The 13516-nt window shown below is 74.3% G+C and carries 9 protein-coding genes and 1 pseudogene; 3 read left to right on the forward strand and 7 right to left on the reverse strand.

Annotation, left to right across the window (positions count from 1 at the left end):
• Positions 1–211: pseudogene (locus tag FA014_RS20600) on the forward strand (hypothetical protein); the annotation flags it as partial.
• On the opposite strand, the gene FA014_RS05200 reads toward FA014_RS20600, so the two are convergent.
• From FA014_RS05200 to FA014_RS05230, 7 genes are all read right to left on the reverse strand, one after another.
• Complete coding sequence (locus FA014_RS05200; protein WP_154728641.1) at positions 204–1478, reverse strand: hypothetical protein; 1275 nt, start codon at positions 1476–1478, stop codon at positions 204–206. The pseudogene FA014_RS20600 and the gene FA014_RS05200 overlap by 8 nt on opposite strands.
• A gap of 19 nt (positions 1479–1497) precedes the next feature.
• Positions 1498–2505 (reverse strand): sugar phosphate isomerase/epimerase family protein, encoded by a 1008-nt coding sequence (locus FA014_RS05205; RefSeq protein WP_230322887.1) that lies wholly within the window; start codon positions 2503–2505, stop codon positions 1498–1500.
• Between the two features lie 71 nt (positions 2506–2576).
• On the reverse strand, positions 2577–5978 hold the full coding sequence (locus tag FA014_RS05210; RefSeq protein WP_230322888.1) for a PQQ-dependent sugar dehydrogenase: 3402 nt from the start codon (positions 5976–5978) through the stop codon (positions 2577–2579).
• A 239-nt stretch (positions 5979–6217) separates the two neighbouring features.
• Positions 6218–7396 carry a Gfo/Idh/MocA family protein gene (locus tag FA014_RS05215; protein ID WP_230322889.1) on the reverse strand — a complete coding sequence of 393 codons (1179 nt, stop codon included), beginning with the start codon at positions 7394–7396 and terminating at the stop codon, positions 6218–6220.
• A gap of 61 nt (positions 7397–7457) precedes the next feature.
• Complete coding sequence (locus tag FA014_RS05220) at positions 7458–8516, reverse strand: substrate-binding domain-containing protein (protein ID WP_154728643.1); 1059 nt, start codon at positions 8514–8516, stop codon at positions 7458–7460.
• 116 nt (positions 8517–8632) lie between these two features.
• Complete coding sequence (locus FA014_RS05225; protein WP_154728664.1) at positions 8633–9670, reverse strand: ABC transporter permease; 1038 nt, start codon at positions 9668–9670, stop codon at positions 8633–8635.
• Between the two features lie 89 nt (positions 9671–9759).
• On the reverse strand, positions 9760–11286 hold the full coding sequence (locus FA014_RS05230; RefSeq protein ID WP_154728644.1) for a sugar ABC transporter ATP-binding protein: 1527 nt from the start codon (positions 11284–11286) through the stop codon (positions 9760–9762).
• Positions 11287–11402: 116 nt separating this feature from the next.
• Here FA014_RS05230 and FA014_RS05235 point away from each other — a divergent pair, with 116 nt between their 5' ends.
• Together FA014_RS05235 and FA014_RS05240 are read left to right on the forward strand one after the other, a co-directional pair.
• Positions 11403–12599: an ROK family transcriptional regulator gene (locus FA014_RS05235; protein WP_154728645.1), complete on the forward strand. Its 1197-nt coding sequence runs from the start codon at positions 11403–11405 to the stop codon at positions 12597–12599.
• A gap of 174 nt (positions 12600–12773) precedes the next feature.
• The gene (locus FA014_RS05240) at positions 12774–13463 is read left to right on the forward strand and encodes a DUF6338 family protein (protein ID WP_154728646.1); all 690 of its coding nucleotides are present in this window, start codon (positions 12774–12776) and stop codon (positions 13461–13463) included.
• The last annotated feature ends 53 nt before the right edge of the window (positions 13464–13516 follow it).

Here is a 13516-nt window from a genome sequence, read left to right on the forward strand (position 1 = left end):
CCGCGGCGGGCAGCGCGCCGCCCAGCGCGAGGGCGGCGGCGGCCGCCAGCGCGGCGAGGGCGGCGGGGACGCGGGACGGGGTCACGGCGGGGCCTCCGGGTCGACGGTGACGACGGGTGCGGGTGGTGCGGCGGTGCGGGTGGTGCCGCCCCCGCCCGCCCGGGACGAGGACCGGGCGGGCGGGGACGGGGACTGCGGGTCCGTCAGCTGAGCGCGGTGAGCGTCAGCGTGGCGGTGTAGGTGCCCTGCGGGGCGTCGAGCGGCAGCTGCAGGTCGAGGTCGGCGCCGACGAGGGACGAGCCACGGGCGTGCCCGGTCTCGGCCTCGGCGAGCGTGCGGGCCACGGACAGGCCGTCGCCCTCCTCGAACCCGGACGGCACCGCGGGCCCGGCCACGGCGTCGCCGCCGTTCTCGAGCACCTCGGGCGTCCAGCCCAGGTACTTCGACGACAGGGTCTGGCCCCCGGCGACGAAGTCGCTGACCTGCGCGGTGACGGACCACTCCGGGTCGCCGGCGCGGGTGTCCTGCACCCGGACCGGGACGATCTCCCCGGTGGCCCGGTACCGGTCCTCGAGCTCCTCGGCGACGCCGAGGTTCACCAGGCCCGACGTGCCCTCGAGCGACCAGACGAGCTCGCCCGCCCGCTGCTCGGGGACGGTGACGGCGAGCGCCTGGTCGCCGGCGGCGACGGTGCCCGGCGCCTCGCCGGTGTGGTCGCCCTCGACGCCGCCCGCGGTGTTGCCCGGGCCGAACGCGGCGGCCGGGTCGTTGTCCGCGAGGCGGATGGTGCCGAGGACGGTGCTCCCGGCGACCCGCAGGTTCGCGGTGTTGCCGGTGAGCACGAGATCGCCGCCGACGGTGTTGCCCCAGGTGTCGGTCGCGCCGTCCGCGGTGGCGCCGATCAGGACGTCCCGGCTGGAGCCGGTCACCGACAGGCCGCCGCCGACGACGGCCCCGGCCACGGTCACGCCCCAGTCGGAGTCGGCGATCGCCACCTCGCCCCGGACGCCCGTCTGCAGCAGGTCGACGTAGGTCGCCGCCTGCGTGGTCAGGCCGCCGGCGATGTCCGAGCCGGTGACCTCGACGTCGAGCCCGCCGGCCGCGACGCTGCCGCCGACCTCGAGGTCGTTCAGGTAGAGGAACCCGACACGCGCGCCGGTGGTGTAGGCGCTGACGTCGCCGTCCACCCGGGTGCCGTCCAGCAGGACGCCGTACGCGTCGGTGGCGACGACGTCGCCGGTGACGGTCACCGACGTGGCGTCGAGCCAGGCGTCCGCGCCGACCGTGATGGAGCCCTCGACGGTGGCGCCGGCCAGCACGCAGTCAGCGCCGGCCGGGACGACGAGGTCCCCGGTGATGGTCTGGTCACCCAGGTCGGTGGTGCAGTCGGTCGAGGCCGCCTGCGCCACCGTGCTGCCGAGGGCCACGAGCCCGAACGCGCCCACGAGCGCCGCGGGCACCGAGTAGATCCGCTTCATGTCCGTGTCTCCTTCTCGCTCAGCCGCGCAGGCCGGCGATGGCGTCGTAGCTGCGGTCGGCGTTGCCGAGGGAGTCCAGCGGGTTCGGCGGTTCGGCGACCGTCGAGGCGTTGTCCTGCTCGTACAGGCCGAAGTGCTGGCCGCGCGAGCGGAGCTGGGACAGGAACTGCTGGTAGGGCAGGTCGCCGGCGCCGAACTCGATGATGTCGTAGCCGTTGGCGCTGGCCTCGTTGGCCTTGCCGTCCTTCAGGTGCAGCAGCGGGTAGCGCCGCGGGTTGCGCAGGACGTAGTCGACCGGCTCGAACCCGGGGTACTTGTGCTGCCCGACGTACGCCCAGTAGATGTCCATCTCCAGGTACACCAGGTCCGGGTCGGTGTTGTCGTAGAACACGTCGTAGAGCCGGACCGACGGGTCGACCGGGTCGAACCGGAACTCGCCGTCGTGGTTGTGCTGGTAGAGCTTGAGGCCGGCGGCCTTGACCTGCGCGCCCCAGCCGTTCCACTCCTCCGCGGCGGCGAGGTAGCCCTCCTTGGTCGCGGTGTTCGTGGGCGCGTTGCCGGTCCCGAGGTGCGGCATGCCGAGGGTGTGCGCGATGTCGATCTGGTTCGCGAGGTCCGTGCGCAGCAGCTGGGTGCTGACGTGCGAGCCCACCGCCTTCAGGCCGTTGTCGTCGAGCAGGGTGCGGATCTCCGCCGGCGTGATGGCCCCGACGTTCCCCTGGGTGTAGCCCGCGAACTCCACCTCGGCGTAGCCGATGCGGCCCAGCTCCTCGAACACGGCCCGGAAGCCGAGCGAGCTGACCTTGTCGCGGATCGTGTACAGCTGGATGCCGATGCGGTTCGCCGGGACCAGGCGGGTCCGCCCGGTCGGCGCCTGTGCCGCGGGCGCGAGGCCGGCGGCCGAGGCCCCGGAGGCCCCCAGGGCGGTCCCCAGCCCGACGGCCACCGTGGAGGCGCCGAGCGCCTTCATGAGGGCCCGCCGGCTCATCGGCCGGTTCGGGAGCGAGGCGTGCTGGTGCGTGCTCATGTCTCTCCTTCGAGACGGCCGGGCCCCGGGCGGGGCTGCTCGCGCAGCCCCGCCCGGGCTCCGGCGCGCGGTCAGCTGCGGACGGTGAGGGTGGTGCTGGTGGTGGAGCCGGAGATGCCGGCCGTGCCGCCGTAGGCGACGTCGACCTTGTAGCTGCCCTCGGGCAGGCGCCCGAGGGAGACGACGCTCGCGCCGGAGGCGTCGAGGGTCCCGGTGAGCGTGGCCACGGTCTGGTTGTTGCGCTTGACCGTGACCGTGACGTCCCCGGCCGGTGCGACGCCGCTGCCGGTGGTCACCTGGACGGTGGCCTTGGCGGCGACGGCGGGCTTGACCGGGTTCGGCGACACGGTGGCCGCGACCGCCGACGTGGTGCGCGCCACGGTGAGCCGGACCGTGCCGGACGAGGGCTTGAAGACCTCGCCGCCGACGAAGGACGCGGTGACCGTGTGGGTGCCGACGCCCAGCGCGGGGTCGACCGCCACGGAGGCGGTCCCGCCCTCGCCGAGCGTGCCGCGCCCGACCTCGGTCTCGCCGACCGTGAGCACGACCTCGCCGGTCGCGGTGCCGTCGGCGGCCGCGACCGTGACGTCGACCGCGCCGGGGGCGCCGAACGGCACCCGGCCGGCCGCCACGGTCGCCGTGGTGGTGGTGTCGACGGTGGGCTCCTCCGGGGCGTCCAGGTCGATCGTGAACGCCACGGAACCGACCTCGGAGACCAGCCCCTGGGTGTCGGTGGCCCGGTACCGCAGGTCGTACGTGCCGCTCTCGGCGAACGTCACGCCGTACTGCTGGTTCGCCGCCAGGGTGGTCCAGGTGGCGCCGCCGTCGCGCGAGTACTGCACGCTCGCCAGCGCCCCGTCGTCCGCGGCCTGCACGGCGAACCGCACCGGCTCGGTGAAGACGCCGCCGGCGCCCGTGGGCGTCGCCGGGGTCAGGGTGTGCGCCACCGTCGGCGCGGTCACGTCCGCGACGCCCGGGCCGACCATCGTGAGCGCGTCGACCGCGAGCTCGTCCGCCGACGTGACGAACAGCTCGCCCGTGCCGTCGGGGGCGTCGAAGGCGATCTCGACGTTCTTCCAGCCGGACCCCGCCGGGACGGTGGCGGTCGCGAACGGCGCCGCGTCGACGGCGCCCCAGCGGAGCTGGACCTCGCCGCCGCCGCTCGCCCGGACGACCGCGCCGGTGATCCCGGAGAACGACACCGGCGAGTACCGCAGGCTGTCGCCCGAGCCGAGACCGCGGACGGCGTTGCCGCCGAGCGCCGCCTCGTCCGCGTACACCGTCACGCCGGTGCGCGCGGCGTGCTCGGCCTGCTGCTCGCGCGGGTTGAGCCGCAGGGTGGCCTCCCCCGTCGCCGCCGGCAGGCCGTTGGCGCCCCCGTCGCGGTAGGTGACGACGACCGCGCCGTACAGCAGCGCGCCCGGGCCGTGCTCCGGCGAGTTGGGGTCGGTCTTGAAGGCGCCCTGGCAGCCCGTGCCCGAGACCTCGGGGTGGGCGTGCTCGTCGTGGCCCAGGCCGTACGTCCAGGACACGCGGGCGCAGTCGGTGGCCGTCCCGTCCTCGGCGTCCTGGGTGGTGACCCGGAACGGCACCGCGTCGCCCCAGGTGAAGAACCCGCCGTTCTCCGGGTGGGTGAGCGTGACCTCGGGCGCCTGGTTGCCCACCGAGATCGGGTGGGAGGTGAGCGTGAACTTGCCGTCGGGGTCGGTCACCCGGAGCCGCGCGGTGTAGGCCGCGATCGCGGTGTAGGTGTGCTCGGCCTCGACGCCGGTGGCGTCGAAGGTGCCGTCACCGTCGAAGTCCCAGTCGTACCGGAGCGCGCCGCCCTCCGGGTCGCTCGACGCGGACGCGTCGAACTGCACCGTGAGCGGGGCCGACGACGAGGACGTCGGCGTGGCCGTGAACTCGGCGCGCGGCGCCTTGTTCCCCTCGGCGTAGGCGATCCGGTAGAGCCCCGCGTCGGGGTTGGCCCGGAAGAACCCGTCGCCGTAGTCGAGGACGTACATCGACCCGTCGGGGCCGAACTCGATGTCCATCGGGTTGTCGATCGGCGGCCAGCCGTCGGCGGTGATCGCCGCGTTCGGCGTGACGTCCTCGATGTGGGTCACCTCGAAGGTGTCCCAGTCGACGGTGAACGCCGCGACGTAGTCCTGCGAGAACTCCCCGAAGAACGCCTTGCCCTCCCAGTAGGCGGGCCACGCGTCGGCGCCCGCGTCCGCGGGCCGGTGGTAGACCGGGCCGCCCATCGGGCCCTGGCCGTTGCCCGTGCCGAAGTCCACGAGCTCGTCCCAGGGCTGGTCGCCGGGGGCGTCGCCGTAGTAGAGCGTGGCCGGGCGGGCAGGGGGCAGGTTCGTCAGGCCGGTGTTCCACCGCGAGTCGTTGACCAGGTTCTCCGGGTCGAAGAACGCGCCGGGCGTGCCGGTCGCGAAGTCCCAGTCGTTGTAGGCGACGTTGTCGCCCGTCACGTACGGCCAGCCGGAGTTGTGCGGGTCGTCGAGGCCGACGACGTTCCACTCCACCAGGCCCATCGGCCCGCGCCCCGCGGTGGCCGCGGCCGCCTTCGTCGCGTCCGGGCCGTAGTCGCCCCAGGACAGCGAGCTCGTCTCGGGGTCCACGTCCAGCTTGAACGGGTTGCGGACGCCCATCACGAAGATCTCGGGCCGGGTGCCCTCGGTGCCCTCCGGGAACAGGTTGCCCTCGGGGATCGTGTACGACCCGTCCTCCTCGACGTGGATCCGCAGGATCTTGCCGCGCAGGTCGTTCGTGTTGCCCGCGCCGCGGCGCGAGTCGAAGCCGGGGTTCATGCCCGGGGCGTCGTTGTTCGGCGCGAAGCCGTTGGCGCCCGGGGTGCCGGCCGGCGTGTTGTCACCGGTGCCGAGGTACAGGTTGCCGTCGGCGTCCCAGTCGAAGTCGGCGCCCACGTGGCAGCACTGCCCGCGCTGGACCTCGACGTCGAGGATCTTCTGCTCGGACGCCAGGTCCAGGCCGTCGCCGGTCCACTGGAACCGGGACAGCCGGTTCACCCCGACCCACTGGTCCCAGTAGGACTCGTCCTGGCCGGCGGGCAGCGTGTTCGGCGCGGAGCCGGCGGGCGTGCTCCCGGGCGGGGCGTACACGAGGTACACCCAGCCGTTCTCCTCGAAGTCCGGGTCGATGCCGATCGACTGCAGGCCGTCCTCGGAGTTCGCGTACACCGGGATCGTGTTCGTGACCCGGGTGACGCCGGTGGCCGGGTCGGTGAGCCGGATGTCGCCGTTGCGGGCGGTGTGCAGCACCCGGCCGTCGGGCAGCACGGCCAGGTCCAGCGGCTCCCCCACGTCCTTGGTGAGCGTCGTCTTCTCGTAGTTGCCCCAGTCGAGCGCGGCCTCGGCGCCGGGCTCGGCCCCGTGGTCCACGCCGTCGTGGGCCACCACGGGTCCCGCGCCGAGCGCGAGCCCCGTCACGGTGAGCACCCCGGCGAGGGTGAAACCCACCATTCTCCTGCCGCGCTGCGAGCGCGGCTGCGTACGATCCATGAGTGATGCAGCTCCTTACGGGATCTCGTCACAGAGGTCGGGCTCCTGCGTCGTCCCCACGGTTCGGGAACCCGGCCTCCTCAGCCGGCCGACGTCGTCGTCGGCCGTGGCGCGGTCCCACCTCCTCCCCCTCGAGCGGTGAGCTGATCGTCTGCTGACCTGGTGCTGCTGGTGCGGGCGGGCCGCCCCCGGGCGGGTCAGCCCAGGGCGACCCACCGGCTGTCGTCGGCCGCGCTGCGCTCGACGGCGTCGAGCACGCGCTGCACGGCGAGCCCCTCGGCGAACGACGGCGACGGGTCCTCGCCCGCCGCGATCGCGCCGACCAGGTCGACGACCTGGTGCGTGAACGCGTGCTCGTAGCCGAGCCCGTGCCCCGCCGGCCACCAGTGGCCGACGTAGGCGTGCTGCGGCTCCGTCACCACGATCCGCCGGAACCCCGCGACGGCGGCGTCCTCGGTGGCGTCGTGGAAGTGCAGGACGTTCATGTCCTCGAAGTCGAACGACAGCGACCCGCGGTCGCCGTTCACCTCGAGCCGGATGGCGTTCTTGCGGCCCGTGGCGAACCGGGTGGCCTCGAACACGCCGAGGCCGCCGCCCTGCAGCCGGGCGAGGAACACCGCGGCGTCGTCGACGGTGACCGGGCCGCGCTCCGCCCCGCCCGTCCCGTGCAGGCCCGCGAACGCGGCGGCGACGGGTCGCTCGTGCACGAACGTCTCCATCAGCCCCGACACGCCGGTCAGCCGCTCGCCGGTGATGAACTGGGCGAGGTCGACGGCGTGCGAGCCGATGTCGCCCAGCGCGCCCGAGCCGGCCTGCTGCTTGTCGAGCCGCCAGGACAGCGGCGCCTCCGGGTCGGCGAGCCAGTCCTGCAGGTACTGCACGCGCACGTGCCGCACCGCCCCGATCCGGCCGTCCGCGACCAGCTGGCGCGCGAGCTGCACGGCCGGCACCCGCCGGTAGGTGTAGCCCACCATGGACCGCACCCCGCGGGCCGCCGCCGCGTCGGCCGCGGCGACCATCGCCTCGGCCTCCGCGATCGTGTTGGCCAGCGGCTTCTCGCACAGCACGTGCTTGCCCGCCTCCAGGGCCGCCACCGCGATCTCGGCGTGCGTGCGGCCCGGGGTGCAGATGTCGACCAGGTCGACGTCGTCCCGCGCCACCAGCTCCTGCCACGACCCGGCCGTCCCCTGCCAGCCGAGCCGCTCCGCCGCGGCCTTCACCGCGGCGGCGTCCCGGCCCCCGAGCACCCGCATCACCGGCGTGCGCGGCAGGTCGAAGAACCGCGGGGCCGTGCGCCACGCCTGCGAGTGCGCGGCGCCCATGAACGCGTACCCCACCATGCCCACGCCGAGCGGCGCGGCCGTCGTCCCGTCCATCACGAGACCTCCTTGCCTGGGCGCGGGTGGCGCCGGCGACCGGCGCCACCCGCGGACCGGATCAGGACTCGAAGGCCGAGTCGATGTACTGGTCGACGTTGTCCGCCGTGACGACGGGCGCGAACAGCTGGACGGTGCGCGGCACGCCCGAGGACGCCAGGTCGCTCAGCGACTTCTCGTGCGCGACCAGCCGGGCGAGCTTGATGCCGTCCGCCGCCTGGGTCGACGGGTAGATGACGGTCGCCTCCACGACGGAGGCGTCGTCCTGGATCTCACGCATCATGTTCGCCGAGCCGGCGCCGCCGACCAGGAAGAACTCGTCGCGGCCCGCGTTCTCGATCGCCGCCAGGACGCCGACGCCCTGGTCGTCGTCGTGGTTCCAGATCGCGTCGATCTGCGGGGCCGCCTGCAGCAGGTTCGCCGCCGCCTGCTCGCCGCCCTGGACGGTGAAGTCCGCCGCGACCCGGTTGTCGACGTCGAGGCCGCAGTCCTCCAGCGCGTCGGCGAAGCCCTGGCTGCGGTCCTGCGTCAGCGGGAGCGAGTCGATGCCGGCGATCTCCGCCACGACCGCGTCCGGGTTGTCGCCCAGCCGCTCGCAGATGTACGTGCCGGCCGAGACGCCCATGCCGTAGTTGTCGCCGAGCACGGTCGCCCGGGACGCGAACGGGCTGGAGAACTCCCGGTCGACGTTGATCACCGGGATGCCGGCCTCCATCGCCTGGGTGGCGACGTCGGTGAGCGCCCCGCCGTCGAACGGCAGCAGCACGATCGCGTCCACGCCGTCGTTGATGAAGCCCTCGATCTGGCTGATCTGCACGTTGACGTCGTTGGTGCCCTCCGCGACCCGGAGCTCGACGTCCTCGTACTTCTCCGCCTCCTTCTGCGCGGCGGTGGTGATCGCGCCCATCCAGCCATGGTCGGCGGCCGGCGCGGAGAAGCCGATGACGACCGTGTCGCCGGCCTCGTCGTTGTCGGACACGGCGACCGGGGCGGCCTCGGCGCCGCCGTCGTCCTCCTCCGCCGGGGCGTTGGAGGTGCAGGCCGCGAGGAACGCGACGGACAGCACGGCGACCGGCGCGAGGACGCGGCCTCGGCGGCGCGTGGTGCGGGTGGTGGACATGGGATCTCCTTCGACGATGTCCGGGGTCGTGCGGGCAGGGTGGGGCGTGCGGGCGGGTCGGACCCGATCGCGTGGGGGTGGTGCACGAGGTGCTGAGCGGGGCGGGGCGCCCCGGGTCAGGTGCGGGCGGTCCGCGGCGTGCGCGAGGTGAAGCGCTGCTGCAGCAGGACGGCGACGACGATGATCGCGCCCTTGATGATCTGCTGGACCGAGGAGTCGAGGTTGTTCTGGATGAAGATGTTGGTCAGCGTCTGGAAGATCAGGACGCCGATCACGGTGCCGATGATGGTGCCGCGGCCGCCCGCGAGGAGGGTGCCGCCGACCACGACCGCGGCGATCGCGTCGAGCTCGTAGAGCAGGCCGTTGGTGGACGAGCCCGCGCCGGTGCGGGCCAGCATCATCACCGCGGCGATGCCGGCGGCGAGGCCGGCCAGGCCGTACAGGTACATCGTGTGCCGCTTCACCGCGATGCCCGCCAGGCGGGCCGCCTCGGGGTTGCCGCCCACCGCGACCGTGCGGCGGCCGAACGTCGTCCGGTTCAGCAGGAACCAGCCGGCGACGGCGACGACCGCGAAGATCCACACGATCTTCGGCACGCCGAGCAGGTTGCCCCGGAACGTGTCCTCGAACGACTGCACCGAGACCAGCTGGGTGCGGCGCTGGGCGATCAGCTCGGCGAGGCCGCGCGCGGCGACCAGCATGGCCAGCGTCGCGATGAACGCGACCACCCGGCCGTACGCGATCAGCACGCCGTTGACCAGCCCGGCGCACAGGCCCACGGCGAGGGCGCAGGCGACCATCACGATCCAGCCGTACTGGTCCGCCATCTGCTGGGTCGCCACCGTGGTGGCCCACACCGACGCGAGGCCGAGCACGGACCCGACGGACAGGTCGATCCCGCCCGCCGTGATCACGAAGGTCATCCCGATGCTCAGCACGCCGACGATGGCCGCGGCGCTGAGGATGACCAGGACGTTGTCGATGCTCGCGAACCGGCTGCCGGCGGTGATGTAGCCGACCACGCAGATCAGCGCGAGCGCGATGACCAGGCCGAGGATGCGGGCCGAGCCCGCGCCCGCCGGTCCACGGCGGCCGCCGGAGGTCCCGCGGGCGACGCGCTCGACCCGGGCGGACTCGTCGGCGGCGGGCGGCACGGGGGTCGCGCCGGCCGAGCCGGGCGCGGGGGTCGGGCCCGCGGGGGCGCCGGGCGTGCCCGGGGGCGGGGCGGAGAGCTGGTGCTCGCTCACGCGGCACTTCCTTCCATGACGAGGTCGAGCACGGCGTGCTCGTCGATGGCGGTGGCGGGGCCCTCGTGGACGACCCGGCCTTCGGACACGACCAGCACCCGGTCCGACAGACCGAGCACCTCGGGGATCTCGCTGGACACGACGACGACGGCGGCGCCCTCGTCGGCGAGCCGGCGGACCAGCGCGTAGATCTCGGCGCGGGCGCCGACGTCCACGCCGCGGGTCGGCTCGTCGAGCAGCAGCACCCGGCAGCCGTGCACCAGCCACCGGGCGAGCATCGCCTTCTGCTGGTTGCCGCCCGACAGGGTGCGGATGGCGCGGTCGACACCGGCGGGTCGCAGGTCGAGCGCCTCGGCCTGCTCCTGCGCGACGCGCCGTTCGGCGCGCTCGTCCAGGAGGCCGCCCTTGGCGAACCGGCCGAACGTCGACAGCGTGACGTTGCGGTACACCGGCTCGTCGAGCAGCAGGCCCTGGGCCTTGCGCTCCTCGGGTGCCAGGCCGACGCCGGCGCGCACGGCGGCGGTGACGTCGCCCGCCCGGAGGCGCTTCCCGGCGACCGCGACCGTGCCACCGCTCGCGCGGCGGGCGCCGTAGATCGTCTCCAGGATCTCGGACCGGCCCGAGCCGACCAGGCCCGCGAGGCCGACGATCTCCCCCGCTCGCACCTGGAGCGACACGTCCGCGAACGCGCCCCGCAGGCCGAGACCCTGCACGTCGAGCACCACCGGGGCGTCGGGCGCCGGCTCCGTGCTCTCCGGGAAGACGTACTCGACGTTGCGGCCCGTCATGAGGCGGATCAGCTCGCCGGTGGGGGTGTCCCGCGCCGGCAGGTCCCGGGCGACCGTGCGCCCGTCCTTCAGCACCGTGATCCGGTCGCCGATCGCGCGGATCTCCTCCATGCGGTGGGAGATGTAGACGATCGCGACGCCCGCGGACGTGAGCTGGTGCACGACGCGGAACAGGTTCGCCACCTCGTCGGAGTCGAGCACCGCCGACGGCTCGTCCATGACGATGACCCGGGCGTCGTGCGACAGCGCGCGCGCCATCGACACGATCTGCTGCGCGGCGGCCGGCAGCGAGCCGACCTCGTGGTGCGGGGAGATCTCCGGGTGCCCGAGGCGGGCCAGGATCTCCCGCGTCCGGCGCCGCGCCTCCCGGCGGCGGGACACCCCGGCGGTCGCGAGCTCGTGGCCCAGGAACACGTTCTCGGCCACCGTGAGGCCGCCGACCACGTCGAGCTCCTGGTACATGGTCGCGACGCCGAGCTTCAGCGCGGCCACGGGGTTGGCGATCGTGACGACCTCGCCGTCGACCAGCACCTCGCCCTGGGTGGGCTGGTGCGCGCCGGCGAGCACCTTGATGAGCGTCGACTTGCCCGCCCCGTTCTGCCCGAGCAGGCAGTGCACCTCCCCCGGCAGGACGTCGAGGTCGACGCCGTCCAGGGCGCGGGCTCCGGGGAACTGCTTGACGATGCCGCGCATCTGGAGGAGCGGCGGCCGGTTCGGTGGGTCCACGGTGACCATGTGAGGAACCTATGAGGGACTTTCGTCCCGGGTCAAGCAAAAGTTGCACCGGGTTTGTCCGAGTTACCCGATCGTGACGAACACAAGTAGGGGGACTTTCTGGTTCACTAGGCGCCATGCAGGACGTCGTGAAGCTCCCGCCGCGGCAGACCGGCGCCGGAGACCTGTTCCAGCTCCTCCGCGACGGCCGGCCGCGTACCCGGGCCGACCTGGCCGCCGCCACCGGCCAGGGGCGGTCCACCATCACCGCACGCGTCGAGGCGCTCATGTCCGCCGGGCTCATCGCACCCGCCGGCGAGGCCTCCTCCACCGGCGGACGCCCGCCCGCCACGTTCGCCTTCGAGCCCAGCGCCCGCATCGTCCTCGCCGTCGACCTCGGCGCCACGCACGTCCGCCTCGCGATCACCGACCTCGCGTCGCGGGTCCTCGTCGAGGGCGAGGCGCCGCTCGCCATCGCCGACGGCCCCGACGTCGTCCTCCCCTGGGTCGCCGAGCACGGGCGCAAGCTCGTCGCCGAGGCCGGGCGCTCGCTCGAGGACCTGGTGTCCGTCGGCGTCGGCCTGCCCGGACCCGTCGAGCACGCCACCGGCCGCCCGATCAACCCGCCGATCATGCCCTCCTGGGACGACGCCGACGTCCGCGGCATCCTGTCCGCCGAGCTCGGCGGCGCCGACGTGCTCGTCGACAACGACGTCAACCTCATGGCGCTCGGCGAGCACCGGTCCGCGTGGCCCGACGTCGACGACATGCTGTTCGTCAAGGTCGCCACCGGCATCGGCTCCGGCATCATCTCCGACGGCGAGCTCCGGCGCGGTGCGCAGGGCGCCGCCGGCGACATCGGCCACATCGCCGTCCCCGGCGCCGAGGACGTGCCGTGCCGCTGCGGGAACCTCGGCTGCCTCGAGGCCGTCGCCTCCGGCCGGGCGCTCGCCGAGCAGCTCACCCGTGACGGCGCCGAGGCCCGCGGCGGCGCGGACGTCGTCGCGCTCGTCCGCGCCGGCGACCTCGCCGCCGGGCGCGCGGTCCGGCAGGCCGGGCGGGAGATCGGCGGCGTGCTCGCGGCGTGCGTGAGCCTGCTCAACCCGTCGCTCGTCGTCATCGGCGGGGTCGTCGCCGAGGCCGGGGAGCACCTCATCGCGGGCATCCGCGAGGTCGTGTACCAGCGGTCGCTGCCGCTGGCGACGCAGCACCTGCGGATCGTCACGTCCCAGGCGCGGTCCGAGGTCGGGATCCTCGGGGCGTCGGCGATGGCGGTGGACCACGTGCTGTCGCCGGTCGCGATCGACGCGCTGCTCGAGGCGCGGATCGCCTGACGCGGGGCGGGTGCCCGCTCCGCGACCGGGCCCCGACTCCTCCCCAGGGGCGGGGGCGTGCGCCGTCCCCAGGTCGGCGCCGGGCCGGCCCGGCGCCGGTCGCCCGGCGGCCTAGCGTCCGGGGCATGACCTCCCCCGCGACCACCGCCCCGCCGCCCACCGGACCGGTGGGCAGTGCCTGAGACCTGGGTCCAGGCCGCCGTGGTCCTCACCCTGGTGGTGCCCGGGTTCGTGTACCGGGCCTCGTGGCAGGCGGTCGCGGGACCGGACCCGGCGCGGCCTGACTTCGGCACCCGGGTGCTGCACGCGATGGTGGCGACGGGCGTGTTCGCCGGGCTGTACGCGACGGCGTTCGGACCCGCGCTCGTCGGCTACGCGCGCGAGCCGGGCCTGGTGCTCGACGACCTGCGATGGCTCGCGCTGGCGTTCGTCGTGCTGGCGTTCGGCGTGCCGTGGGCGAGCGCTCGCGTCGGCTTCTCGGTCACGTCGAGCCGGCGGTACCGCGACCTCGTCACCCGCGCCGGCACAGCGCTCAGGCTGCGCGCCGCCCGGGACGCGGCGCCGAGCCCCTGGGACCATGCGTTCGGCCACATCGGCGAGGGCTGGGTCCGCGTCCGGTTCGCCGACGGCCGGCAGCTCGGCGGGTGGTACGGGGCGCGGTCGTTCGCCAGCTCCTTCCCGGATCCGCGTGAGCTGTACGTCGAGGAGGCGTGGGCGGTCGACGACGACGGCACCTTCGTCGGGCCGGTGCGCGCCACCGGGGGCGCGGTGATCGCGTGCGGAGGTGCGATCGCCGTGGACTTCGTCTCGGACGCCCGCGATACTCGACCCGGGGCCGAGGACGACCGTGAGGACGGCACATGATGCGCAGGCGCGCGACGCGACGCCCCGAACCCCTGCTCCCCTGGGTGCGGCCC

It is taken from the genome of Cellulomonas hominis (assembly GCF_005239125.1).
Lineage (GTDB): Bacteria > Actinomycetota > Actinomycetes > Actinomycetales > Cellulomonadaceae > Cellulomonas > Cellulomonas hominis_A.